Here is a 25,174-nt window from a genome sequence, read left to right on the forward strand (position 1 = left end):
TGGTCCCCGCCGCCCGGGTCCGCCGCGCCGGGCGCCGCGCCTGCCGCGCCCTGGCCCGGCGGCGCTCCCGGTCCGGGATGGCCCTCGCCCGGCGCCCCGGGCGCCGTGCCCGCGCCGCCCTGGCCCGGCGCCGGCCCCGGCCCGGGATGGCCCCCGGCCGGCTACCCGCCGCCGTACGCGTATCCCGCGCCGGCGCCGCGCCGGTCGGCGGGCGGGTGGGTCGTGGCCGTCGTGGTGACCGTGGTCATCGCCCTGGTGCTCGCCGTGTGCGGCTGCGTCGGCTTCGGCGTGCTCGGCAGCTTCGTGGACGACTCGGCCACCTCCGGGCAGCCCTACGACCCGGAGTTCGACGACCCGGAATTCGGCGAGCCGGACGGCGGCCTCGCCGGGGAACCCACGGACCCCGCGCCGCCGGTCCCCGCCACCACCCCCTCCGGCGGGCGCGGCCGGTTCACCGTGCGGTACGAGGTCACCGGCACGGGGGCGGCGAACGTCCAGTTCTACGACGCCAACGGCGACTTCCTGAACGTCGACGGGGTGCAGCCACCATGGCGACTGGCGTTCACCGCCAACGACCGGCAACGGGTGCAGATCGTCGCCCTCGCCGAGGACCAACGGAACGACGGCGTGACCTGCCGGATCACCATCGACGGGAAGGTCGTCTCCCAGGATTCGAGCGCCACGGGAGGGATAGCGACCTGCTTCGGCTGGTGACGCCCGCGCCCCCGGAGGCGGCGGTCTTGCGGCGTCGGCGGCGGGCCGTAGGCTGGCCGGCGTGACGACGACCGATCCGCTGGTGGCCCGGATGCGGCCGTTCGGCACCACGATCTTCGCCGAGATGTCCGCGCTGGCCGTGCGCACCGGCGCGGTCAACCTCGGGCAGGGTTTCCCCGACACCGACGGCCCGCCGGAGATGCTCGCCGCGGCCGCCGAGGCGCTGCGCTCCGGCCACAACCAGTACCCGCCGGGGCCGGGCATCCCGGCGCTGCGCGCGGCCGTCGCGGCCCACCAGCGCCGCTTCTGGGGCCTGAAGTACGACCCGGACAGCGAGGTCGTCGTGACGGCCGGCGCCACCGAGGCGATCGCGGCGAGCATCCTCGCCCTCTGCGAGCCGGGCGACGAGGTGGTCTGCTTCGAGCCCTACTACGACTCGTACGCGGCCTCGATCGCCCTGGCCGGCGCGGTCCGCCGCCCGGTGACGCTGCGTCCCGGCGCCGACGGCCGGTACGCGTTCGACCCGGCGGAGCTGCGCGCTGCGTTCGGGTCGCGCACCCGGCTGGTGCTGCTGAACACCCCGCACAACCCGACCGGCAAGGTGTTCACCGCCGACGAGCTGGCCCTGGTCGCCGAGCTGTGCCAGGAGCACGGCGCGTACGCGGTCACCGACGAGGTCTACGAGCACCTGGTCTTCACCGACGCCGCCGCCCCGCACCTGCCGCTGGCGACGCTCCCCGGCATGCGCGAGCGGACGCTGCGCATCTCCTCGGCCGGCAAGACGTTCTCCTGCACCGGCTGGAAGGTCGGCTGGGTGAGCGGCCCGGCGCCACTGGTCGCCGCCGTGCTCCGGGTGAAGCAGTTCCTCACCTTCGTCAACGCCGGGCCGCTGCAACCGGCCGTGGCGGTCGCGCTCGGCCTGCCGGACGCGTACTTCGCCGACTTCCGGGACGGGATGCAGCGGCGGCGGGACCAGCTCGTCACCGGGCTCACCGATGCGGGGTTCGGGGTGCTCGCGCCGGAGGGGACCTACTTCGTGACCGCCGACGTCACCCCGCTCGGCGGGCGGGACGGGGTGGAGTTCTGCCGCTCGTTGCCGGAACGCTGCGGTGTGGTGGCGGTGCCGACGCAGGTCTTCTACGACGACGCGGAGGCGGGCCGGCGGCTGGTCCGGTTCGCGTTCTGCAAGCGGCCCGAGGTGCTCACCGAGGCGGTCACCCGGCTGCGCCGGCTCAAGGAGGACGCATGACCGACGCGTACGCCGAGCGGATGCGCCGGCTCGCCGCCCAGCGCGACTGTGACACGGTGCTCTCCGGCGTCCGGCCGGCCTCGGTGCGGGAGCAGCTCGTGGCGCTCGGGACGGCCGTCCCCGACGACCTGCTGCCCGACTTCTACGGCGAGGGCGGGGCGGTGGAGCAGCTCGAACGGCGGGTCGCGGAGCTGCTCGGCGTGGAGGCGGCGGCGTTCTTCCCCACCGGCACGATGGCCCAGCAGGTCGCGATGCGCTACGGCGCCGAGCTGACCGGCCGGGACGCGGTCGGGCTGCACCCGCTCAGCCACCCGCTGGTGCACGAGCGCGACGCGTACGCGGTGCTCGGTGGGCTGCGGGCGGTGCGGACCACGGCGGCGCCGCGCAACCCGACGGCCGAGGAGGTGGCCGCGCTCGACGAGCCGGTCGGCACGCTCTTCCTGGAGCTGCCGCTGCGGGACGCCGGTTTCGTGCTGCCGGCGTGGGACGAGCTGGTGGCGGTGGTCGGCGCGGCCCGGGAGCGGGGTGCCCGCGTGCACCTGGACGGGGCCCGGCTGTGGGAGTCCACCGTCCACCTCGGGCATGCGGCGGCCGAGGTCGCGGCTCTGGCCGACAGCACGTACGTCTCGTTCTACAAGTCCCTGGGCGGCCACTCCGGCGCGGCGCTGGCCGGCGACGCCGAGCTGGTCCGGTACGCCCGCGCCTGGCGGCACCGTTACGGCGGCACCCTGTTCCAGCAGTGGCCCGCGGCCCTCGCCGCGCTCGCCGGGCTGGAGGGGGAGCTGCCGCGGCTGGCCGGCTACCTGGCGCACGCGAAGGTGGTGGCCGAGGCGCTGGCCACCCTGCCGGGCGCCCGGGTGCACCCGGCCCCGCCGCACACCCACCAGTTCCGCCTCTGGCTGCCACACCCGGCCGAGGCGCTGGACGCCGCCAACCTCGCGCTCGCCGAGGAGGAGAAGGCGTGGTTCGCGGGCGGCTGGCGGGACACCGAGGTGCCCGGCCTGGCGGTGACCGAGGTGACCGTGGCCGGCCCGGCGCTGGAGCTGGACGCCGACCGGATCGTCCACCTGGCCGACCGGTTCCTGCGCCGGGTGGCGTCCCGCTAACCCCGAGGGTCAGCCGGCGGACCGTGCCGGGCCGGCATCCGCCGCCGGCGTCGCCGGGCCCGGCCGGTCGGTCGCCAGCGTCCGGAGCGCGGCGCCCCCGTCGGCGAGCAGCGCCGACTCGGCGTCGTCGACGAAGGCGAGGTCCGCCTCGACGTGCCGGGCGGCGGCGGCGAGCAGCAGCCGGACCACCGGGTCCTCGGAACGGCGGCGCAACGTGTCGAGGTTGCGCAGCTCCCGCAGCAGGTGGGCGCGTTGGTTGGCGAGCACGGTCCGGACGACGGCGGCCTCGCCGGACCGGGCCGCGGCGGTGACCTTCAGGAAGAAGTCGTCCCGGAAGCCGCCGCTGCGCGGGCTGGGTTCGGCGAGCCAGCGGTCCAGCTCGGTCCGGCCGGCCGCGGTGATCTCGTAGACCACCCGGTCGGGCTTCACCGGCTGGGCGTGCCGCTCGGCGACCACCAGGCCGTCCCGGGACAGCCGGTCGAGGATCTGGTAGAGGTGCCCGATGTTGAGCGGGCCCCACTGTGGGCCGACCGCCGCCTCGAAGGCGCCCTTGAGCTCGTAGCCGTAGCTGGGGCCGCGGGCGAGCAGGGCCAGGACCGCGTGCTGGATCGCCACCGTCTCCTCCGATCCGGTTCCGGACAGGCACCCGTGCGGGGCCTTGCATTGTCACAATGTATCGCGCACAGTGTGGGTCAGCACACGGGGAGGCGCGACATGTTCCACGTCATCTGGGGGCAGCTTCGTGGCCGTGCGGGGCGGTCGGTGGCGCTGCTGGTCGGCGTGCTGGTGGCGACCACCGGCTTCACCGTCCTGACCGGCGCCACCACCACCTCGCGGCTGGCCGTCACCGGCACCGTCGAGCGGAACACCCGCGCCGCGTACGACATCCTGGTCCGTCCCGAGGGGACGCGCACCCCGCTGGAGGCGGCGCGCGGGCTGGTGCGGCCCAACTACCTCTCCGACACGCACGGCGGCATCACCACGGCGCAGTACGAACAGGTCAGGGCGGTCGCCGGCGTGGACGTGGCCGCGCCCATCGCGATGATCGGTTACTCGACCTCGGCGGTGCCGCTGCGGCTGGATCTCACGGCGGCGGTCGACCGGTCACTCGACCGGCAGGTGATCCGGCTCGACCCCACCTATGTGGCCGAGCGCGGCCTGTCCACCGCACCCGGCAAGCCCCGGTACGTCTACGTCACCAGACACCCCCTCATCCATCCGATCTTCGATCCGGAGAACCTGAACGAGTTCCGCTACACCGACGGCCGGCGTTACGCGGTGGACGACGTCTGCGGACCGGTCCCGCGCGAGGTGCTGCCGGACGGCAGCAGCCGGCCGATCTGCGACCCTCAGAGCGGCGCCCTGATCGGCAACCGCGGCACGCTCTCCGAGCGGGACAACTGGCGGGTCACCTCGGTCCGGCTGCTGCCGGACGGTCGCTTCGAGGCGGAGAACGGCGTCCTGGCACGAAACGGTGACGGCCCCACCGCGGCCGCCGACCGCCTGACCGTGCCCGAGGCGGTCACCGTGCCGTTCCTGCTCGCCGCCGTCGACCCCGACGCCGAGCAGCGCCTGGTCGGCCTGTCGGGCAGCGTGGTGGACGGCCGCCCCCTGCGAGCCGGCGACGCGGTGAGCGAGAAGCTGCTCGGCACCGCGCGCAACTGGTCGGTCCCGGTGCTGGCCACCAGTCGGCCCTATCTCGACAGCGAGCTGCGGGCCACGCTCACCCGGCTGCCCGCCGCCCGGCCGGCCGGACTGCCGGCCATCGAGCTGGAGGAGGGGCTCCGACGGGCAGCCGGCACGCCGGCCGGGGTGGCCCGGGCGGACCTGGCGGACGCCTACCGGAGCCAGCTCGCGACCGGGATCTCCGATCAGGGTGGATGTTGTTTCGGGCAGCTTCAGATCATCACGCAGCCCGGCGTCGTGGCGTACGACGAGCGACCCGGCGGCGAACTGCGGGCCGCCGCGGTGCCGCCGGCCGCCCCGGAGGTCTTCGGGAACGAACGCGACTTCAACTGGCTGCCCCGTCCCTGGCTCACGGAGGACGTGGGGGCGCGTACCCTCCGCCGGATTCCCCTGCCCAGCGGCGGGGCCATCACCCCGTTCCGGCAGTGGCGGGCGGTCGGTGTGTTCGATCCGGAGAAGCTGGCCGGCTTCAACGACGTCGGCAAGGTGCCGCTGGAGACGTACGAGCCGCCGGTGGCCGAGGGCGCCGACGACCGCAGCCGGGCCGCGCTGGGCGACCGGCCGCTGGAGCCGAGCGGCAATCCGGCGGGCTACCTGTCCGCGCCGCCGTTGCTGCTGACCAACCTCGCCAGCGTGCCCAAGCTGCTGGACGGCAGCAGCGCCCCGCAGCGCACCGCGCCGATCAGCGCGATCCGGGTCCGGGTCGCCGACGTGCACGGCTACAGCGAGCGCTCCGCCGAGCGGGTCCGGCTGATCGCCGAGCGGATCGCCCGGGCCACCGGCCTGGACGTCGACATCACGCTCGGGTCCTCCCCCGCGCCGCAGACGGTGGAGCTGCCGGCCGGCGCGTTCGGCCGCCCCGCGTTGCGATTGAGCGAGAACTGGTCGGCGCTGGGCGTGGCCGCCGTCATCACGAAGGCCGTCGACCGCAAGAGCGCCGCGCTCTTCGTGCTGGTGCTGGTGGTCTGCGTGCTCTTCCTCGGCAACGCGGTGTCCGCCGCCGTCCGGGACCGCCGGCCCGAGCTGGCGGTTCTCGCCTGCCTGGGCTGGCCGGCCCGCCGGATCGGCGCGCTGGTCCTCGGCGAGGTCGCCGCGCTGGGTCTCGCCGCCGGGCTGCTCTCCGTCGGCCTGGCGTTCCCGCTCGGTGCGGCCCTGGACATCGGCGTCGACTGGCGGCGGGCGCTGCTCGCCGTACCGGTGGCTCTGCTGCTGGCGCTGGTCGCCGGCGTGGCGCCGGCGCTGCGAGCCGCGCGCGCCCACCCGGCCGCCGCGTTGCGCCCGCCGGTGGCCAGCGCCCGTTGGGTACGCCGACCCCGCAGCCTGCCCGGTCCGGCCCTGGTGAACCTGGTGCGCAGCCCCGGCCGCACCGTGCTGGGGGCGAGCGCGCTGGCCATCGGGGTGGCCGCGTTGACCCTGGTCGCCGCCACCGCCTACGCGTTCCGGGGCGCGATCGTGGGCAGCCTGCTCGGTGACACCGTGTCGCTCAGCGTGCGCGGCGCGGACGCCCTCGCGGCGGGGGCCACGGTGCTGCTCGGGGCCGGCGCGGTCGCCGACGTGCTCTACCTGAACATCCGGGACCGCGCCGCCGAGCTGGCCACGCTGCGCGCCACCGGCTGGACCGACGCCGCGCTGGGCCGCCTGGTCGGCTACGAGGGCTTCGCGCTCGGCGCGCTCGGCGCGCTCAGCGGCGCCGGCCTGGGGCTCGGCGGGGCGGCCTGGCTGGTCGGCGAGCTGCCGGTGGCGCTGGTGGCGGTGGCCGCCGCCGTGGCGCTGGCCGGGGTGCTGGTCACCTGCCTGGCGGCGCTCGTCCCGGCCGCGCTGCTGCGCCGCCTTCCCACCGCACGACTGCTGGCAGAGGAGTGACCATGGACGCGACGACGGGCAGTACGGTACGCACCACCGGGCTGGTCCGGCAGTTCCGCAGCGGCACCGAGCGGCTCACCGCCGTCGACGACGTGTCGGTGGAGATCGCGGCGGGATCGGTGGTGGCGCTGACCGGGCCCAGCGGCTCCGGCAAGTCCACGCTGCTGCACCTCATCGGCGCGATCGAGCAGGCGGACCGGGGCGCCGTGACGGTGGACGACGTGGAGGTGACCGCGCTGCGCCGGGCCGCGCTGGCCCGGTACCGCCAGCGGGTCGGTTTCGTCTTCCAGCGCTACCACCTGCTGCCGGCGCTGACCGTGCTGGACAACGTGATCGCGCCGGTGCTGCCGCGCCGGGGCCGCGCGGACCACACGGTCCGGGCCCGGGAGCTGCTGGACGCGGTGGGCCTCGCCGGCCGGGAACGCGCGCTGCCCGCCCAGCTCTCCGGCGGCCAGCAGCAGCGGGTGGCCATCGCCCGGGCCCTGATGGGCGCGCCCCGGCTCCTGCTGGCCGACGAGCCCACCGGCAACCTCGACTCGACCACCGGCGCCCAGATCCTCGACCTGCTGCTCGACCTGCGCGACCGGCACGGGATGACGATCCTGCTCGCCACTCACGAACAGGCCGTCGCCGCCCGGTGCGACCGCCTGATCCGCCTCGGCGACGGGCAGGTCGTGGAGGACATCGACCTCACCGACGGGGAGGACCCGGCCGACACCTTCGACCGCGCCACCCGGCTGCGGCTCTGACCGGCGTCGCGGTCGGGCGGTGCCGGACGCGGTAAGGCGGACCGCGCAGAGGTCGGCCAGTGTGAGTCAGCACAGGGGGGATGCGCGACATGTTCCACGTCATCTGGGGGCAGCTTCGTGGCCGTGCGGGACGGTCGGTGGCGCTGCTGGTCGGCGTACTGGTGGCCACCACCGGCTTCGTCGTCCTCACCGGCGCCACCACCACCTCGCGGCTCGCCGTCACCGGCACCGTCGAACGGAACACCCGCGCCGCCTACGACATCCTGGTTCGTCCGAAGGGGACGCGCACCCCGTTGGAGGCGGAGCGCGGCCTGGTCCGGCCCAACTACCTCTCCGGCAGCTACGGCGGCATCACCACCGCCCAGTACGACCAGGTCAAGGCCGTCGAGGGGGTGGACGTCGCCGCCCCGATCGCCATGCTCGGGCACTCCACCACCCAGGTCGAGCTGCCGCTCGACCTCACCGACGCCGTCGACCGCTCGCTGGACCGCCAGGTGATCCGGGTCGACCGCACGTTCCTCGCCGAACGCGGCTTGAGCCGCGTCGTCGCGGAGCCGATCTACGTGTACGTCACCACACATCCGCTCGTCTATCCGCGCACCGACGTCGGGTTCCGGGCCGACGCCATCCCGTACAGCGACGGCCGCCGCTACAACTCCCTGCTCTGTGGTGACGTGCCGCGGGAGGTCCTGTCACGCGGGCGGAGCGCGCCCATCTGCGACCCGCGCTGGTATCTCGCCCCGTCGATGAACACCCTCACCGACCGGCGGACCTGGTCGATCGAGGCGTTCCGGCTGCTGCCCGACGGGCGATTCGAGAGCCGCGCTCCCGGCTCACCGCCGGCCCGAGAGTCGGATCGGCTCATCGTCCGGCCGAGGGTCACGGTGCCGTTCCTGCTCGCGGCCGTCGACCCGGACGCCGAGCAGCGGTTGGTCGGCCTGTCCGGAGCGATCGTGGGGGGTCGGCCACTCACCGCCGCCGACACCCTCCGGACGAGGCGGACGTCGGGCACGACATGGCACACCCTGCCCGTGCTGGTCAGCGCCCGGCCCTACCTGGACGGCGCGGTACGCACCACCTGGCACCGCATCGTCCCGCCCGGCAGCATCGGCGACGTCGAGCCGTACGACCTGGCCCGGGTGTTGCGCGGCGCGCCGAGCATCCCCGCGGGCGGGTCGGAGCAGGAGGTGGCGGCCGCCTACCGGGCCCAGCTCACTGGCGCCGAGGAATGCTGCGCGGGTCAGCTCGCCCGCGTGGTCCAGCCCGGCCACACGAGCTACGACCAGGTGCCGGACGGCAGCCTCCGCGCCCGGCCGGCGGCCCCGAACTCCAAGGTGTACGTCGGGACCGACCTGGCGATCGCGACACCGCGTCCCTGGCTCACCGAGGACACTCCGTTCCGGCCGCTGGCTGCGCTCGGTCTGCCCCCGTCCGGGCGGTCCCTGACCACCGCGCGCGATTGGCGTTCGGTGGGCTTCTTCGACCCCGAGAAGCTGACCGGGTTCAGCGATCTGGGCAAGGTGCCGCTGGAGACGTACGAACCGCCCCGGGCCACCGGCGCCGACGACCGCAGCCGTGCGGCGCTCGGCGGGTCGCCGCTGGAGCCGAGCGGCAATCCCGCCGGCTACCTGTCCGCCCCGCCGCTGCTGCTGACCACCCTCGCCGCGGTGCCGGAGCTGCTCAAGGGCGGCAGCAACCCGCAGCGCACCGCGCCGATCAGCGCGATCCGGGTCCGGGTGGCCGACGTCGACGGCTACAGCGAACGCTCCGCCGAGCAGGTCCGGCTGATCGCCGAACAGATCGCCACCACCACCGGCCTCGACGTGGACATCACCCTCGGCTCCTCCCCGGCCCCGCAGACCGTGGAGCTGCCCACGGGCGCCTTCGGCCGCCCTGACCTGCGGCTGACCGAGAACTGGTCGGCCCTCGGCGTCGCCTCGGTGATCACCAGGGCGGTGGATCGGAAGAGCGCCGTCCTCTTCCTGCTGGTGCTGGTGGTCTGCGTGCTCTTCCTCGGCAACGCCGTCTCCGCCGCGGTCCGGGACCGCCGCCCCGAGCTCGCCGTGCTGGCCTGCCTCGGCTGGCCCGCCCGCCGCATCGGCGCACTCGTCCTCGGTGAGGTCGCCGCCCTGGGCCTCGGAGCCGGGTTGCTCGCCGTCGGCCTCGCGATCCCACTCGGCACCGCCCTCGGCATCGGCATCGACTGGCGGCGCGCCCTGCTCGCCGTACCGGTGGCCCTGCTGCTGGCGTTGGCGGCGGGGCTGGCACCCGCGTTGCGGGCCTCGCGCGCCCACCCCGCCGCCGCGTTGCGCCCGCCCGTGGCACACACCCTGCGTTCCCGTCGCGCCCGGACGATCGCCGGGCTGGCCGTCGTCAACCTGGCCCGCACTCCCGGGCGCACGCTGCTCGGGGCCGGCGCACTGGCCATCGGGGTGGCCGCGCTGACCGTGGTCGCCGCCGTCGCCCACGCCTTCCGCGGTGCCGTCGTCGGCAGCCTGCTCGGCGACACGGTGTCGCTGAGCGTGCGCGGCGCGGACGTTCTCGCCGCGGTGGCCACCGTGCTGCTCGGGGCCGCCGCGGTGGCCGACGTGCTCTACCTGAACATCCGCGACCGCGCCGCGGAGCTGGCCACCCTTCACGCCACCGGCTGGACCGACGGAATGCTCGGCCGCCTGGTCGGCTACGAGGGCGCCGCGCTCGGCACGCTCGGCGCGGTCAGCGGCGCCGCCCTGGGGCTCGGCGGGGCGGCCGGGCTGGTGGGCGACCTGCCGGCGGCGCTGGTGGCGGTGGCGGCCGCCGTGGCGCTGGCCGGAGTGCTGGTCACCTGCCTGGCGGCACTCGTTCCGGCCGCGCTGCTGCGCCGCCTGCCCACCGCGCGACTGCTGGCCGAGGAGTGAGCATCGACCCGACGGCGAGGAGTGCGCGGCTGCGTCGGTAGCCGGGTCAGGCGACCGGGCTGGCGCTGCGGACCTGGTCCGCGATGCGCTCGGCCACCGATCGGGCGGTCGACTCGGTGGCCGCCTCGACCATGACGCGGACCAGCGGCTCGGTGCCCGAGGGGCGGAGCAGCACGCGGCCGGTCTCGCCCAGCTCGGCCTCGGCCCGGTCCACCTCGGCGCGGACGGCCGGCGCGGCGGCGCCGACGGTGCGGTCACCGACCGGCACGTTGATCAGCACCTGCGGCAGCTTGGTGACCACGCCGGCCAGCTCGGCGAGGGACTGGCCGGTGGCGGCCATCCGCGACATGAGGTGCAGGCCGGTGAGCACGCCGTCGCCGGTGGTCGCGTACGCCGGCATCACGATGTGTCCACTCTGCTCGCCGCCGAGCGCCAGGCCGGAGGCGCGCAGCTCCTCCAGCACGTACCGGTCGCCGACCTTGGTCTCGACCAGCCGGATGCCCTGCGCGGACATGGCCAGCCGCAGGCCGAGGTTGCTCATGACGGTGGCGACCAGCGTGTCCTGGGTCAGCTCGCCGGCCTCCCGCATGGCCAGGGCGAGGATCGCCATCACCTGGTCGCCGTCGACCTCGTCGCCGTCGGCGGTGACCGCGACGCAGCGGTCGGCGTCGCCGTCGTGCGCGATGCCGAGGTGCGCGCCGTGCTCGACCACGGCGGCGCGCAGCGCCTCGATGTGGTTGGAGCCGCAGTCGTCGTTGATGTTCAGGCCGTCCGGCTCGGCGTAGATGGCGATCACCTCGGCGCCGGCCTCCCGGTATGCCACGGGGGCGACGTCGGCGGCCGCGCCGTTGGCGCAGTCGACCACGACCTTGATCCCGTCCAGCCGGTGCGGCACGGTGCCGACCAGGTGCTGGACGTAGTGGTCAGCGCCGTCGAGCAGGTCGTGCACCCGGCCGACCCCGGCGCCGATGGGGCGCTCCCAGGCGGTGGTGGCGTTCGCCTCGACGGCGGCCTCGATCCGCATCTCGATCTCGTCGGGCAGCTTGTGCCCGCCGGCGGCGAAGAGCTTGATGCCGTTGTCCGGCATCGGGTTGTGCGAGGCGGAGAGCATGACGCCCAGGTCGGCCTTGGCCTCGGCGGTGAGGAACGCCACCGCGGGGGTGGGCAGCACGCCGACCCGCACCACGTTGGCGCCGGCGCTGGTCAGCCCGGCGACCACTGCGGCCTCCAGCATCTCGCCGCTGGCCCGGGTGTCCCGGCCCACCACGGCGAGCGGCGGATGGCTCTTGTCGGTCTCGGCCAGCGTGTGGGCGGCGGCCACCGCCACCGCGAGCGCCAACTCCGGGGTGAGATCCGCGTTCGCCCGCCCGCGTACGCCGTCCGTGCCGAACAACCGGCCCATACCCGCCAACCTCCGATGGAACTGCCGTTGAGAGGAGAAAGCGGAACGGCCGGGCCACCTCCCGGAGTGGGAGGCGGACCCGGCCGTCCGTCAGAAGTACAAGGCGCTGCTGGTGATCAGCGCTTCGAGTACTGGGGAGCCTTACGGGCCTTCTTGAGGCCGTACTTCTTGCTCTCCTTGACCCGGGCGTCACGGGTCAGGAAGCCGGCCTTCTTGAGGGCCGGGCGGTCGTCGGGCTCGCTGACGATCAGCGCCCGGGCGATGGCGAGGCGCAGCGCGCCGGCCTGGCCGGTGGTGCCGCCGCCCCGCAGGTTGGCGATCACGTCGAAGGCCTCGGGCTTCTCGGCGGTGACCAGCGGGTCCTTGATGAGCTGCTGGTGCACCTTGCTCGGGAAGTAGGCCTCGAGGTCGCGGCCGTTGCAGGTGATCTTGCCGCTGCCCGGGACGATGCGGACCCGGACGATGGCTTCCTTGCGCCGACCCACGGTCTGGATCGGGCGGTCGCCACGAGGCGCGCGCGCGACGGGCGCCGGCGCCTCGGTGGCCTCGGGGGCGACCTCGGTGGCGGTGATGTCGGTCATGCTGCTTCCTTCGCCCGCGCTCACTGCGCGATCTGCTTGATCTCGAACGGCACCGGCTGCTGCGCGCCGTGCGGGTGCTCGGCACCGGCGTAGACCTTCAGCTTCTTGAGAATCTGACGGCCCAGCTTGTTGTGCGGAAGCATGCCCTTGACGGCCAGCTCGATGGCCCGCTCGGGCCGCTTGGTCAGCAGCTCGTCGTAGCCGACCTGCTTCAGACCACCCGGGTAGCCGGAGTGGCGGTAAGCGATCTTGGTCTGCCGCTTGTTGCCGGTCAGCGCGACCTTGCCCGCGTTCACGATGACGACGAAGTCGCCCGTGTCGACGTGCGGCGCGAAAGTCGGCTTGTGCTTGCCACGCAGCAGCGTGGCGGCGTGGGTCGCGAGGCGGCCCAGCACGACATCAGAGGCGTCGATGACGTGCCACTGACGCTCGATCTCACCCGGCTTCGGGCTGTACGTACGCACAGGTCTACCTTGTCTCGTCGTCGGTCTGGGGTCGCGCGCCGAGGTGACCAGGGCTTCCCGGCCGGACCAGCGCGCACGAACGACCAAGCGTACCTGATGCGGCACGCCTAAGAATGTCGTACAACAGCAGGCAACGATACCCGGCCGTGCGGCGGCAGGTCAAAACGGGGGGTCGCCCCGTGTGGCCTGCGCCTTTGCCATGGCGGAGGTCACACCCCGGACAGCTTACGCGGCCCCGGCCGCAGGTACACGGCCCAGGTCACCAGGAAACAGAGCGCGTACCAGCCGAGGAAGGCCAGGTAGGCGGCGTCGGCGGTGCCGGAGGCCAGGAACGACTGCCGGAACGCCACGTTCACCAGCACCCCGCCCGAGGCGCCGACCGCCCCGGCGATGCCGATGACCGCCCCGGAGAGGCGCCGCGCCCGCCGCTCGGCCGCCTCCCGGTCCCCGGTCAGCTCCGCCTCGGCGGCGGCCCGGGCCCGGAAGATCGCCGGGATCATCTTGTACGTCGACCCGTTGCCGATGCCGGAGAAGACGAACAGCGCCAGGAACCCGGCCAGGTAGAGCGGGAAGGACCGGTCCCGGGCGGCGTACAGCACCAGGGCGGCGCCGGCCGCCATCGCCACGAAGTTGCCGAAGGTCACGCGGGCCCCGCCGAGCCGGTCGGCGAGGTGGCCGCCGAACGGCCGCACCAGCGAGCCGATCAGCGGCCCGAGGAACGTCAGCCAGGCGGCGTCGACCGGGGTCGGGAACCGGTCGTGGAACTGGAGCTGGAGCACCTGGCCGAAGGCGAAGCCGAAGCCGATGAACGAGCCGAAGGTGCCGATGTAGAGCAGCGACATCACCCAGGTGTGCGGGTCGCGGGCCGCCGCGCGCAGCGCGCCCGGCTCGTTGCGCGCCCCCGGGAGGTTGTCCAGCCGGCGCGCCGCGACCAGCGCCGCGAGCACGATCAGCGGCAGGTAGACCGCCGGCACCAGCCGGGGGTACGCCGCTCCGGCGGTGGCCAGCACCGCCAGGCCGACGAGCTGCACGGCCGGCACGCCGAGGTTCCCGCCGCCCGCGTTGAGCCCGAGCGCCCGGCCCTTGAGCCGCTCCGGGAAGAACAGGTTGATGTTCGCCATGGAGGAGGCGAAGTTGCCGCCGCCGACGCCGGTCAGGCAGGCCAGCACCATGAGCGTGGCGTAGGACACGCCGGGCTCGATCAGCACCGCCATGGGCACCGCCGGCACCAGCAGCAGCAGCGCGCTCACGACCGTCCAGTTCCGGCCGCCGAAGCGGGCCACCGCCAGGGTGTACGGCAGCCGCAGCACCGCGCCCAGCGCGGCCGGCACGGCGGTGAGCAGGAACTTCCCGGCCGGGTCGATGCCGTACTCGGGGCCCAGGAACAGCACCGTCACCGACCAGAGGCTCCACACGGAGAACCCGACGTGCTCGGCGAAGATCGAGACGTACAGGTTCCGGCGGGCGATCGGCGCGCCGGTCGTGGCCCAGAACCCCGGGTCCTCCGGGCGCCATTCGGTGATCCGCCCCGGCCGCCCGGCGGCGGCCGGGGCCGGGGTGGTGGGGGAAGCGAGCGTGCTCACGGCGTCTCCTCCTCGTCGGTGACGAGGGGGACGCTAGGAACGGTCGGTTTCCCGGTCGTGCCCGTCGCGGGTCGGGCGGGAAACGGAGATCGCACGTGCGCCGGCGGGCGGCGGTGAAGCGCTCAGATCTCCTGGAGGATGCGCAGCGCGCGGCCGACCCGCTGCATGGTCTCGGTGTCGGCCACGTCCACGCACTCGGTGAACCACTTCTTCATGGGCGAGGAGAGCCGGTCGGGCATCACCACGTAGCCGCCCATCCGCACGGCCAGGGGCGAGTCGCGCAGCAGCGACTCCTCGACCACCTCGACCACGATCACGATCGGGACGGCGGTGGAGTTGTAGACGTCGGAGCTGATGACCAGGCCGAGCCGTTCCCGGGCGCCGGAGATGCGCCAGACCTCTCCCCTACGCAGCACTCGGGCGCCCGCCGCCGAACAGCGCGTCGTCGACCAGCGCGGCCTCCTGGGCGTCGGCCAGCGCGGCGGACTCCAGGTCGAGGCCGGCGCGGGCGACCGCCTCGGCGTGCGCCGTGAACACCTCGCGCAGCGCCTTCTCCCGGGCGGCCCGGTCCATCCAGGCGGAGAGGGAGAGCCCTTCCCGCTTGGCGAACCGGCGCGCCTCCTCGATCGTCTCGTCGGAGAACGACAGTGTCACCTTGGCGGTCATGCCGGTCAGAGTACCCACTGGTATGACCGCCAGTCATCCCCGCTCGCACCGGTCGGCGAACCGGACACGCGCGAACGCTCAGGGACGGCGTCCGCCGAACACGGCGAACCGCCACTCCTTGAAGAAGCAGTCCACGTCGACCAGGCCGGCCTCGCCGAGCCAGCGGCACTGGTCGGCCACCGGCGCGGGCCGGTCGTGCCGCATGCGCTCCTGCGCCGCGGCGATCTCCCCGGCGTCCGAGCCCAACTCGGTGATCCGGGCCGTCCACACCTCGTCGTAGCGCCGGTCCAGGGCCGGGGTCGGGCCGGCCACCTGCTCGGCGTTGACGAAGACGCCGCCCGGCGCCAGCGCCTCGGCCGCCCGCCGGTAGAGCGCCCGCTTGCCGCCGTCGTCCAGGTGGTGGATGGCCAGCGCGGAGACCACCGCGTCGTAGCGGCCGGCGGGCAGCGGGTCGGCCAGGTCGGCGAGCACGGTGCGGTGCGGCATTCCGCGGGCGGCCAGGTGGTCGGCGGCCACCGCGAGCATGCCGGGCGCGCCGTCGACAAGCGTCAGCCGGACCCCGGGGACCGCCGCGCCCAGCAGCAGGGAGAGCAGGCCGGTGCCCGCGCCCAGGTCCAGCACCTCCGGGGTACGCCCCGCGGCGAGCGCCGCCCGCAGCGGCGGCGCGGCCACCTCGACCGCCGTGCCGTAGAAGGCGTCGAAGCAGGGCACCAGCCGGCGCCGGGCCGCGTCGTAGCTGCCCGCCACCGCGTCGAACGCGTCCGCCACACTCATCGTGTCTCCCATTATCCGAGATATTCGTCCCACATTCTAAGTGCTGGCGACCGGCCCGTCACTCCCCGGCGGTGTGAGCCGCTCTTGACAGGACCGAAACAACCGGGACCCGGAGCGGAAACCGCTCGCCGGCACGCTTTGCCGGCATGACAGACGGTGCACGCCTGGCGACGCAACCGGGGGTACGGCTTCGGGAGGCGGCCACGCACTGCCCGTACTGCGCGCTCCAGTGCGGCATGGTGCTGCGCGAGACCGCGGGACGCGTCGAGGTCGCACCCCGGGACTTCCCCACCAACCGCGGCGGCCTGTGCCAGAAGGGCTGGACCGCCGCCGAACTGCTCGACCACCCGGAGCGGCTGACCACCCCGCTGCTGCGGGACCGGCCCGGCGGTGAGCTGCGCCCGGCGAGCTGGGACGAGGCGCTCGACCGGGTCGCGGGCGGGCTGCGGGCGATCCAGGAGCGGCACGGGCCGGACGCCGTCGCGGTGTTCGGCGGCGGCGGGCTGACCAACGAGAAGGCGTACGCGCTCGGCAAGTTCGCCCGGGTGGCGCTGCGCACCCGCCACATCGACTACAACGGACGCTGGTGCATGTCCTCGGCCGCGGCGGCCGGACTGCGCGCCTTCGGCGTCGACCGGGGGCTCCCCTTCCCCCTCGCCGACCTGGGCCGGGCGGACACCCTGCTGCTGGTCGGCGCCAACCCCGCCGAGACCATGCCGCCGCTCATGCGCCACCTCGCCGACCAGCGCGAGCGGGGCGGCCGGCTCATCGTGGTCGACCCCCGGCTCACCGCCACCGCCCGCCAGGCCGACCTGCACCTGCAACCGCTGCCCGGCACCGACCTGGCCGTGGCCAACGCGCTGCTGCACATCGCGCTCACCGAGGGCTGGCTCGACCGGGCGTACGTGGCCGACCGGACCACCGGCTTCGACGAGGTCCGGCGGACCGTGGCGGGCTGCTGGCCGGCCGAGGCGGAGCGCCTCTCCGGGGTGCCGGTGGCCGACCTGGAGGCGACCGCCCGCGCCCTGGCCACCGTGGACCGCGCGGTCATCCTCACGGCCCGGGGCGCCGAGCAGCACGCCAAGGGCGTCGACACCGTCACCGCCTTCATCAATCTGGCGCTCGCCCTGGGCCTGCCCGGCCGCCCCGGCTCCGGGTACGGCTGCCTCACCGGGCAGGGCAACGGGCAGGGCGGCCGGGAGCACGGGCAGAAGGCCGACCAGCTCCCCGGCTACCGGCGGATCGACGACCCGGCGGCCCGGGAGCACGTGGCCGGGGTCTGGGGCGTCGACCCCGCGGCGCTGCCCGGGCCGGGCGTACCGGCCTATCAGCTCCTCGACTCGCTCGGCACCCCGCACGGCCCCCGGGTGCTGCTGGTCTTCGGCTCCAACCCGGTGGTGTCCGCGCCCCGCGCGGCGCGGGTCGAGTCCCGGCTGCGCGACCTGGACCTGCTGGTGGTGGCCGACTTCCTCCGCTCGGAGACCGCCGACCTGGCCGACGTGGTGCTGCCCGTCGCCCAGTGGGCCGAGGAGGACGGCACCATGACCAACCTGGAGGGTCGGGTGCTGCGCCGCCGCGCGCTGCGCGAGCCACCCCCCGGCGTCCGCACCGACCTCGCGGTCCTCGCCGCCCTCGCCACCCGCCTCGACGCACCCGGTGCGTTCCCCACCGACCCGGCGGCGGTCTTCGCCGAGCTGCGGCGGGCCTCGGCCGGTGGGCCGGCCGACTACGCCGGGGTCAGCTGGGACCGGATCGACGCCGACACGGGGGTCTTCTGGCCCTGCCCGGACGAGGACGGGCCGGACACCCCCCGCCTCTTCACCGACCGGTTCCCCACCCCGGAAGGCCGGGCCCGGTTCCGCGCGGTGACCCATCGGCCGGCCGCCGAGCCGGTCTGCGCCGACTATCCGCTGCACCTCACCACCGGCCGGGTCCTCGCCCACTACCAGTCCGGCGCGCAGACCCGCCGGGTCGCCGCGCTGCGCCGGGCCGCCCCCGGCGGCTTCGTGGAGCTGCACCCCGACCTGGCCGGCCGGCTCGGCGTGGCCGAGGGCGAGGAGGTCCGGGTGGTCTCCCGCCGGGGCGAGCTGCGCGCACCGGCCCGGCTCAGCCCGGCGATCCGGCCGGACACCGTCTTCGCGCCGTTCCACTGGCCCGGCGCGGCGCGGGCCAACACGGTCACCAACGACGCCGTCGACCCGGTCTCCGGGATGCCCGAGTTCAAGATCTGCGCCGTCCGGGTGGAGAAGGCATGACCGAGCGCATCGTGATCGTGGGATACGGCATGGCGGGCGCCCGCCTCGCCGCCGAGCTGCACGCCCGAGGCGGCGACCGGAAGGTCACCGTGCTCGGGGCGGAGCCGCACCGGGCGTACAACCGGATCCTGCTCTCCACCCTGCTCGCCGGGAAGATCGACGAGCCGGACGTGGAGCTGGTCGAGGTCGCCGGGCAGGGCGCGGACGTCCGCACCGGCGCCGCGGTCACCGCCGTCGACCGGGCTGCCCGGGAGGTACGCACCGCAGACGGCGACCGGCACCGCTACGACCACCTGGTGCTCGCCACCGGCAGCCGGGCCCTGGTGCCCCCGCTGCCCGGGCTCGACCCGCTGCCCGACCGGGTGGTCCCGTTCCGCACCCTGGACGACTGCCGGCGGATCCTCACCGCCGCCCGGGGCGCCCGCGGCGCCCTGGTGCTCGGCGGAGGGCTGCTCGGGCTGGAGGCGGCCCGCGGGCTCGCCGCCCGGGGCCTCGACGTGACCGTGGTCCACCCCGTCGGGCACCTCATGGAGCGGCAGCTCGACGAGCCGGCGGCCGCGGTCCTCGCCGGCACCCTCGCCGGGCTCGGGGTACGCACCCGGCTGGGGGTCACGGCGACCGGGGTGGCCGCCGACGCCCACGGGGTCCGCCTCCACCTCGGCGACGGCGACTCGCTCGCGGCCGACCTGCTGGTCCTCTCCTGCGGCGTACGCCCGGACACCGCGCTGGCCGCGGCCGCCGGGCTGGCCGTGGACCGGGGCGTGCTGGTGGACGACCGGCTGCGCACCAGCGACCGGCGGATCTCCGCCATCGGTGACTGCGCGCAGCACGACGGGACGCTGACCGGGCTGGTCGCACCGGCCTGGGCGCAGGCCCGGGTGGTGGCCGACGTGCTGACCGGCGCCGACCCGCTGGTCCGCTACCGGCCGCGTCCCGTGGTGACCCGGCTCAAGGCGGCCGGCATCGACCTGGCCGCGATGGGCGACGCCGCCGGCGCGCCGGACGGGGGCGGGCCGGTCGAGGAGCTGACGTTCGCCGACCCGGCCCGGGGCACGTACGCCCGGCTGCGCATCCGCGACGAGCGGCTGACCGGGGCGATCCTGCTCGGCGACAACCCGGCGGTCGGCACCGTGGTGCAGCTCTTCGACCGGGGCGCGCCGGTGCCGGCGGACCGGCGCTCGCTGCTGCTCGGGCGGGCGTTCGGCGCCGCACCGGCCACCCCCGCCGCGTCCCCGGCCCTCATGCCGGACGCGGCCACGGTGTGCCAGTGCAACGACGTGAGCAAGGGCGCGCTGGTGGCGTGCTGGCGCGCCGGCGCCCGGAGCGTCGCGGAGCTGTCCGCCGCGACCCGGGCCGCGACCGGCTGCGGCGGCTGCCGGGACGCGGTGGCCGGCATCGCCGGCTGGCTGGCCGAGGTCGATCCGGTGGCGGGACACCGGGAACCGAGTACGGACCGTGTGGAGGTGACGGGATGAGCAGGCTGGTGGTCGTCGGCAACGGCATGGTCGGGCAGCGCTTCGTCGAGGCGGTGCGGGCCCGCGACCGGGAGGGGCGCTGGCGGGTCACGGTGCTTGCCGAGGAGCGGCGGCCGGCGTACGACCGGGTGCGACTCTCGGCCTTCTTCGACGGGGTGAGCGCCGAGGAGCTGAACCTGCACACCCCCGACGACGGGGTGGAGCTGCGGCTGGGCGAGCCGGCGCTGGCCGTGGACCGGGCGCGGCGGGTGGTGCGGACCGCGGCGGGCGAGCACGCGTACGACGCACTGGTGCTGGCCACCGGCTCGTCGGCGTTCGTCCCCCCGGTCGACGGCACGGACCTGCCGGGGGTCTTCGTCTACCGGACGCTGGACGACCTGGCGGCGATCCGGGCGCACGCCGCGGGCCGGCGCACCGGGGCGGTGATCGGGGGCGGGCTGCTCGGCCTGGAGGCGGCCAACGCGCTGCGCCTGCTGGGCCTGGCCACCAGCGTGGTCGAGTTCGCGCCCCGGCTCATGCCGGCGCAGGTGGACGAGGCGGGCGGGGCGATGCTCCGGCGCTACGTCGAGGACCTGGGCGTCACGACGTACCTCGGGGTGGCCACCAGCGCGCTGCGCCCCGGCCCGGACGGGACGGTCGGCGCGCTGGAGCTGTCCGACGGGCGCACGGTCGGCGCGGACCTGGTCGTGGTGGCCGCCGGCATCCGGCCCCGGGACGAACTGGCCCGTGCGGCCGGGCTGCCGCTCGGGCCGCGCGGCGGGGTGCTGGTCGACGCGGGCTGCCGGACGGCGGACGAGCGGATCTGGGCGGTCGGCGAGTGCGCCGCCGTGGAGGGCACCTGCCACGGCCTGGTCGCCCCGGGCTACGCGACCGCCGAGGTGGTCGCCGACCGGCTGCTCGGCGGCGCGGCCACCTTCCCCGGCGCGGACACCGCCACGAAACTCAAGCTGCTCGGGGTGGACGTGGCCTCGTTCGGCGACGCGCACGGCGGCACCCCGGGCTGCCTCGACGTCACGTTCACCGACCCGGCCACCCGCGCGTACGCGAAGCTGGTCCTCTCCGACGACGCGCGGACCCTGCTCGGCGGCGTGCTGGTGGGCGACGCGAGCGCGTACCCGACGTTGCGGGCGAGTGTCGGCGGGCCGCTGCCCGCTCCCCCGCTTGCGCTGCTGGCCCCGGCGGGCGGTGCGGGCGCCGGGGCCGGCGCGCTGCCGGCCGCCGCGCAGGTCTGCTCCTGCAACGCGGTGACCCGGGCCGACCTGGACGCGGCGATCGCCGGCGGGGCGACCGACGTGCCGGCGCTCAAGGCGTGCACCCGGGCCGGGACGAGCTGCGGCTCCTGCGTGCCGATGCTCAAGCAGCTCCTCGACGCGGCCGGGGTGGCGCAGTCCCGCGCGCTCTGCGAGCACTTCGACACCGGCCGGCAGGAGCTGTTCGACATCGTCCGGGTCCGGGGCATCCGGACCTTCTCGCAGCTCATCGCCGAGCACGGGCGCGGGCGCGGCTGCGACATCTGCAAGCCGGTGGTGGCCTCGATCCTGGCCTCGCTCGGCACCGGGCACGTGCTCGACGGCGAGCAGGCGTCCCTCCAGGACACCAACGACCACTTCCTGGCCAACCTGCAACGCGACGGCAGCTACTCGGTGGTGCCGCGGATCCCCGGCGGCGAGATCACGCCGGAGAAGCTCATCGTGATCGGCGAGGTGGCCCGGGACTTCCGGCTCTACACCAAGATCACCGGCGGGCAGCGGATCGACCTGTTCGGCGCCCGGGTCGAGCAGCTCCCCCAGATCTGGCGCCGGCTGGTGGACGCCGGCTTCGAGTCCGGCCACGCGTACGGGAAGGCGCTGCGCACGGTGAAGTCGTGCGTCGGTGCGACCTGGTGCCGCTACGGGGTGCAGGACTCGGTCGGGCTGGCCGTCGCGCTGGAGCTGCGCTACCGCGGGCTGCGCGCCCCGCACAAGCTCAAGTCGGCGGTCTCCGGCTGCGCCCGGGAGTGCGCCGAGGCCCGGAGCAAGGACTTCGGCGTCATCGCCACCGAGAGCGGCTGGAACCTCTACGTCGGCGGCAACGGCGGCTTCCGGCCCCGGCACGCCGACCTGTTCGCCACCGACCTGAGCACCGCCGAGCTGGTCACGCTCATCGACCGGTTCCTGATGTTCTACGTCCGCACCGCCGACCGGCTCCAGCGCACGGCCGCCTGGATCGAGGCGATGGACGGCGGCCTGGACCACCTGCGGTCGGTGCTCGTGGACGACTCGCTGGGGCTCTGCGCCGACCTCGACGCGGCCATGGCCCGGCACGTCGCCGGGTATTCCGACGAGTGGCGGGACGTGCTGGAGGACCCGGAGCGGCTGCGCCGCTTCACCTCCTTCGTCAACGCCCCCGACGTGCCCGACCCGTCCATCACCTTCGCCGTCGAGCGCGGCCAGCCGGTGCCCGCCCGCGACGCGCCGCCGGGCGCCGGCGGCCGCCGCGGGCCGGTCGCGCTGGGCCTTCCGGAGGTACGGCGATGAGGACGCTGGACTGGACGCCGGTCTGCCCGCTGGACCGGCTGGACCCCGACCGGGGCGTGGCCGCCCTGGTCGACGGCGTGCAGGTGGCTCTCTTCCGCACCGGCGGCGAGCTGTACGCGGTCGACAACCTCGACCCGGTCGGCGGCGCGCAGGTGATGTCCCGGGGGATCGTGGGCAGCCGCGGTGGCCTGCCGACGCTCGCGTCCCCGCTGCACAAGCAGGTCTACGACCTGACCACCGGGCGGTGCCTGGACCTCCCGGGCGTGGCGCTGCGGCGGCACGAGGTGCGCTGCCGGGACGGCCTGGTCGAGGTGCGGTTGCGGCAGGAGGAGTGATGCGGGAGGAACTGGCCGGTTTCACCATCGGGGTCACCGCCGACCGGCGGCGCGACGAGCTGGCCGCGCTGCTCCAGCGGCGCGGCGCGCGGGTGGTGCTCGCCCCGGCGCTGCGGATCGTGCCGCTGGCCGACGACACCGACCTGCGCGAGGCCACCCGGACCTGCCTGGAGCGCCCACCGGACGTGCTGATGGCCAACACCGGGATCGGGATGCGCGGTTGGCTGGAGGCGGCCGAGGGCTGGGCGCTGGCCGAACCGCTGCGCCGCGTGCTGTCCCGCTCGTACGTGGTGGCCCGCGGCCCCAAGGCGACCGGGGCGATCCGGGCGGCCGGGCTGCGCGAGCACTGGTCCCCCGCCTCGGAGAGCTGCGACGAGGTGGTCGAGCACCTGGTCCGGCGCGGGGTGGCCGGCCAGGTCGTCGCGTTGCAACTGCACGGCGAGCGGCAGCCGGAGTGCACCGAGGCGCTGGAGGCGGCCGGGGCCACGGTGATCGAGGTGCCGGTCTACCGCTGGGCGCCGCCGACCGACCCGGCACCGCTGCACCGGCTCATCGACCTGGTCGCCGGGCGGCTGGTCGACGCGGTCACCTTCACCTCCGCCCCGGCGGCCGAGGCGCTGCTGCGGGCGGCCGGGGACCGGACCGAGACGGTGCTGGCGGCGCTCCGCGGGGACGTGCTGGCCGGCTGCGTCGGCGCGGTGACGGCCGAGCCCCTGGTGCGGCGGGGGGTGCCGGTGAGCGCGCCGAACCGGGCCCGGCTCGGCGCCCTGGTGCGGACGATCGTCGACGAGCTGCCCCGCCGGACGGTGACCGTGAAGGCCGGCGGGCACCTGCTGACCCTGCGCGGCCACGCCGCGGTCGTGGACGGCGAGCTGCGCCCGCTCGCGCCGGCCCCGATGGCGGTGCTGCGGGCGCTGGCGGCCACACCGGGGAAGGTGCTGTCCCGCACCGCCCTGCTGCGCACCCTGCCCCGGGGCGCGGACGAGCACGCGGTGGAGATGGCGGTCGCCCGCCTGCGGGTCGGGCTCGACGCCCCCCGCGTGGTGCAGACCGTGGTCAAGCGCGGCTACCGGCTGCGGGTCGACTGACCCGCCACCGGCGGCGCGTCAACCGACCGGGGCCGCGAAGCCGTGCTCGGCCTGGAGCCGGAGCATGGCGTGCTCGACCACGGTCACCAGCACCTGCTTGACCGACTCGCGCCGCCGCGCGTCGCACATCACCAGCGGCACGTCCGGCGAGATGGCCAGCGCCTCGCGGACCTCCTCCAGCTCGTACTGCGGCGCGTCGTCGAACCGGTTCAGCGCCACCACGTACGGCAGGTTGCGGTTCTCGAAGTAGTCCAGCGGCGCGAAGGCGTCGGTGATCCGGCGGGTGTCCACCAGCACGGCGGCGCCCACCGCACCCCGGATGATCTCGTCCCACATGAACCAGAAGCGGGTCTGGCCCGGCGTGCCGAAGAGATAGAGGATCAGGTCCTCGGCCATGGTGATCCGGCCGAAGTCCATGGCGACCGTGGTGGTCTCCTTGCCGGGCACCTTCGACGGGTCGTCGATGCCGACGCCCGCCGCGGTCATCAGCGCCTCGGTGGTCAGCGGCTGGATCTCGGAGATCGCGCCGACCAGGGTGGTCTTGCCCACCCCGAAGCCGCCCGCGATGACGATCTTCGCGGAGATGATCTCCCGGCTGCGGTTCGCCCCGGCGGGGTCATAGTTCGCGAAGTCCACTTAGCACCCTTCCAAGCAGGTTCATGCGCGCCGCGAACCCCGTCGCGGGAGCGGCAGTGTGTAGCGTCAGCAGGCCCTCGGCCACCATGTCGGCGACCAGCACCCGGGTGACGCCCAGCGGCATCCGGGTGTAAGCGGCGATTTCCGCCAGCGACTGTGCCCGGCCCTCACAGACCGAGGCGATGCGGTACTTGTCGTGCCCGGCGAACCGCGCCTCGGCCGACTGGGTGGGCGTGCACGACAGCACCGCCTCGAGCGCGATGTTCTGCAACGGCTCGGTGCGGCCACGGGTGACCGCGTACGGCCGCACCAGCGCGCCACGCGGATCTCGTCGTGGTTCCATCTCGCGATCACCTCCCCTCGTACGGAGCCGGACGGGCTCCGGCTCACCAGGTCACCGGACGTCAGGGCCGGACGGCGTCCCTTGGAAGCGGGACCAGCGCCTGGCCCACCCGTTCCACCAGCAGCGCCATCTCGTAGCCCACCTGACCGACGTCGCAGCTCCGCGCGGCCAGCACGGCCATGGACGAGCCGTCGCTGATCGACATGAGGAAGAGGTATCCGCTGTCCATCTCGATGACGGTCTGGAGCACTCCGCCGGCGCTGAACATCCGGGCGGCGCCCTCGGTCAGGCTCACCACGCCGGAGGTGATCGCGGCGAGCTGGTCGGCCCGATCCGTCGGCAGGTCGCGGGAGGAGGCGAGCAGGAGCCCGTCCGCGGACACCGCCACCACGTGGGCGATGCCCGCCACGCTGTCGGCGAAGTTGGTGAGCAGCCAACCCATGTCCTGCATGGCCGCTGGCCTGTTCATCGGTTCGTCTCCTTGGTCGAGGTGCTGTTCAGGTCCGCGCCGGCCGTCCGACCCCGCTGCACACCGCGGTGATAGGCCGACAGCAGGCCGCGTACTTCGTCCGGGGTGCGCCGGGCGGCGGCCCGGCTGCCCTTCGGCTCGATGCCGCCGGGCACGAGCTGGGCCTGCGGCACCCGCTTGGGCAGGCCGGAACGGGTGGTCCCGGCGTTGCTGGGCTCCGCGGCCTTGCTGGCCCGCGACCACCCCTCGTCGGCCGCCGTGCGCCACGCCTCCGGGTCGATCGGCGGCGGTGCGGGTGCCGGCGGGGGGACGGCCGCGGCGGG

At 75.1% G+C, this 25,174-nt stretch carries 22 protein-coding genes and 1 pseudogene; 11 read left to right on the plus strand and 12 right to left on the minus strand.

Features of this window, described 5'->3' with window-relative positions:
- From F8274_RS18775 to F8274_RS18785, 3 genes are all read left to right on the plus strand, one after another.
- Positions 1 to 714, plus strand: a 714-nt coding sequence (locus F8274_RS18775; RefSeq protein ID WP_151463682.1) for an MmpS family transport accessory protein, incomplete at its 5' end; no start/stop codon positions are given.
- A 61-nt stretch (positions 715 to 775) separates the two neighbouring features.
- A complete protein-coding gene (locus tag F8274_RS18780; RefSeq protein WP_151463683.1) occupies positions 776 to 1,963 on the plus strand; it encodes a pyridoxal phosphate-dependent aminotransferase in 1,188 nt (395 codons plus the stop codon).
- Positions 1,960 to 3,069 carry a low specificity L-threonine aldolase gene (locus F8274_RS18785; protein ID WP_151463684.1) on the plus strand — a complete coding sequence of 370 codons (1,110 nt, stop codon included), beginning with the start codon at positions 1,960 to 1,962 and terminating at the stop codon, positions 3,067 to 3,069. Before F8274_RS18780 ends, F8274_RS18785 begins: the two co-directional genes overlap by 4 nt.
- A 9-nt stretch (positions 3,070 to 3,078) precedes the next feature.
- Here the strand turns inward: F8274_RS18785 and F8274_RS18790 are convergent, their stop codons facing one another.
- Positions 3,079 to 3,684, minus strand: a complete 606-nt coding sequence (locus F8274_RS18790; protein ID WP_192579889.1) for a PadR family transcriptional regulator — start codon at positions 3,682 to 3,684, stop codon at positions 3,079 to 3,081.
- Between the two features lie 99 nt (positions 3,685 to 3,783).
- Between F8274_RS18790 and F8274_RS18795 the strand changes: the two genes are divergently transcribed.
- From F8274_RS18795 to F8274_RS18805, 3 genes are all read left to right on the plus strand, one after another.
- Positions 3,784 to 6,618: an FtsX-like permease family protein gene (locus F8274_RS18795; RefSeq protein WP_151463686.1), complete on the plus strand. Its 2,835-nt coding sequence runs from the start codon at positions 3,784 to 3,786 to the stop codon at positions 6,616 to 6,618.
- 2 nt (positions 6,619 to 6,620) lie between these two features.
- On the plus strand, positions 6,621 to 7,367 hold the full coding sequence (locus F8274_RS18800) for an ABC transporter ATP-binding protein (protein ID WP_151463687.1): 747 nt from the start codon (positions 6,621 to 6,623) through the stop codon (positions 7,365 to 7,367).
- Between the two features lie 80 nt (positions 7,368 to 7,447).
- On the plus strand, positions 7,448 to 10,264 hold the full coding sequence (locus tag F8274_RS18805) for an FtsX-like permease family protein (RefSeq protein ID WP_151463688.1): 2,817 nt from the start codon (positions 7,448 to 7,450) through the stop codon (positions 10,262 to 10,264).
- Between the two features lie 46 nt (positions 10,265 to 10,310).
- Here F8274_RS18805 and glmM read toward each other — a convergent pair whose 3' ends face one another.
- The 7 genes from glmM to F8274_RS18840 form a co-directional block, all read right to left on the minus strand.
- Entirely contained in the window at positions 10,311 to 11,666 is a 1,356-nt protein-coding gene (glmM, locus tag F8274_RS18810; protein ID WP_151463689.1) for a phosphoglucosamine mutase, read from the minus strand.
- 116 nt (positions 11,667 to 11,782) lie between these two features.
- Positions 11,783 to 12,247 (minus strand): 30S ribosomal protein S9, encoded by a 465-nt coding sequence (rpsI, locus tag F8274_RS18815; protein WP_088991922.1) that lies wholly within the window; start codon positions 12,245 to 12,247, stop codon positions 11,783 to 11,785.
- Positions 12,248 to 12,267: 20 nt separating this feature from the next.
- Positions 12,268 to 12,711, minus strand: a complete 444-nt coding sequence (rplM, locus tag F8274_RS18820) for a 50S ribosomal protein L13 (protein ID WP_091262713.1) — start codon at positions 12,709 to 12,711, stop codon at positions 12,268 to 12,270.
- A 209-nt stretch (positions 12,712 to 12,920) separates the two neighbouring features.
- Entirely contained in the window at positions 12,921 to 14,294 is a 1,374-nt protein-coding gene (locus F8274_RS18825) for a NarK/NasA family nitrate transporter (protein WP_151463690.1), read from the minus strand.
- Between the two features lie 122 nt (positions 14,295 to 14,416).
- Positions 14,417 to 14,710 (minus strand): type II toxin-antitoxin system PemK/MazF family toxin, encoded by a 294-nt coding sequence (locus F8274_RS18830; protein WP_151463691.1) that lies wholly within the window; start codon positions 14,708 to 14,710, stop codon positions 14,417 to 14,419.
- A complete protein-coding gene (locus tag F8274_RS18835) occupies positions 14,700 to 14,960 on the minus strand; it encodes a DUF6364 family protein (RefSeq protein ID WP_091318059.1) in 261 nt (86 codons plus the stop codon). Before F8274_RS18835 ends, F8274_RS18830 begins: the two co-directional genes overlap by 11 nt.
- A gap of 78 nt (positions 14,961 to 15,038) precedes the next feature.
- The gene (locus F8274_RS18840) at positions 15,039 to 15,734 is read right to left on the minus strand and encodes a class I SAM-dependent methyltransferase (RefSeq protein WP_151463692.1); all 696 of its coding nucleotides are present in this window, start codon (positions 15,732 to 15,734) and stop codon (positions 15,039 to 15,041) included.
- 146 nt (positions 15,735 to 15,880) lie between these two features.
- Here F8274_RS18840 and F8274_RS18845 point away from each other — a divergent pair, with 146 nt between their 5' ends.
- The 5 genes from F8274_RS18845 to F8274_RS18865 are packed head-to-tail and all read left to right on the plus strand — an operon-like array spanning position 15,881 to position 23,403.
- On the plus strand, positions 15,881 to 17,989 hold the full coding sequence (locus F8274_RS18845; RefSeq protein WP_151463693.1) for a molybdopterin oxidoreductase family protein: 2,109 nt from the start codon (positions 15,881 to 15,883) through the stop codon (positions 17,987 to 17,989).
- Positions 17,986 to 19,464, plus strand: a complete 1,479-nt coding sequence (locus F8274_RS18850; protein WP_151463694.1) for an FAD-dependent oxidoreductase — start codon at positions 17,986 to 17,988, stop codon at positions 19,462 to 19,464. The genes F8274_RS18845 and F8274_RS18850 overlap by 4 nt, the downstream gene beginning before the upstream one ends.
- Positions 19,461 to 21,980, plus strand: coding sequence for a nitrite reductase large subunit NirB (gene nirB / locus F8274_RS18855; RefSeq protein WP_151463695.1), 2,520 nt, complete (start codon positions 19,461 to 19,463; stop codon positions 21,978 to 21,980). The genes F8274_RS18850 and nirB overlap by 4 nt, the downstream gene beginning before the upstream one ends.
- A complete protein-coding gene (gene nirD / locus F8274_RS18860) occupies positions 21,977 to 22,315 on the plus strand; it encodes a nitrite reductase small subunit NirD (protein WP_151463696.1) in 339 nt (112 codons plus the stop codon). The genes nirB and nirD overlap by 4 nt, the downstream gene beginning before the upstream one ends.
- Positions 22,315 to 23,403 carry a uroporphyrinogen-III synthase gene (locus F8274_RS18865; RefSeq protein ID WP_151463697.1) on the plus strand — a complete coding sequence of 363 codons (1,089 nt, stop codon included), beginning with the start codon at positions 22,315 to 22,317 and terminating at the stop codon, positions 23,401 to 23,403. Before nirD ends, F8274_RS18865 begins: the two co-directional genes overlap by 1 nt.
- An 18-nt stretch (positions 23,404 to 23,421) precedes the next feature.
- On the opposite strand, the gene F8274_RS18870 is transcribed toward F8274_RS18865, so the two are convergent.
- From F8274_RS18870 to F8274_RS18885, 4 genes and pseudogenes are all read right to left on the minus strand, one after another.
- Positions 23,422 to 24,039: an ATP/GTP-binding protein gene (locus F8274_RS18870; RefSeq protein WP_151463698.1), complete on the minus strand. Its 618-nt coding sequence runs from the start codon at positions 24,037 to 24,039 to the stop codon at positions 23,422 to 23,424.
- Entirely contained in the window at positions 24,020 to 24,382 is a 363-nt protein-coding gene (locus F8274_RS18875; RefSeq protein WP_091262733.1) for a DUF742 domain-containing protein, read from the minus strand. Before F8274_RS18875 ends, F8274_RS18870 begins: the two co-directional genes overlap by 20 nt.
- A 61-nt stretch (positions 24,383 to 24,443) precedes the next feature.
- Positions 24,444 to 24,851, minus strand: a complete 408-nt coding sequence (locus tag F8274_RS18880) for a roadblock/LC7 domain-containing protein (RefSeq protein WP_151463699.1) — start codon at positions 24,849 to 24,851, stop codon at positions 24,444 to 24,446.
- Positions 24,848 to 25,174 (minus strand): annotated as a pseudogene (locus tag F8274_RS18885) (ATPase); the annotation flags it as partial. The pseudogene F8274_RS18885 and the gene F8274_RS18880, both read right to left, overlap by 4 nt.

This window comes from Micromonospora sp. AMSO31t, assembly GCF_008868175.1.
Taxonomy (GTDB): Bacteria; Actinomycetota; Actinomycetes; order Mycobacteriales; family Micromonosporaceae; genus Micromonospora.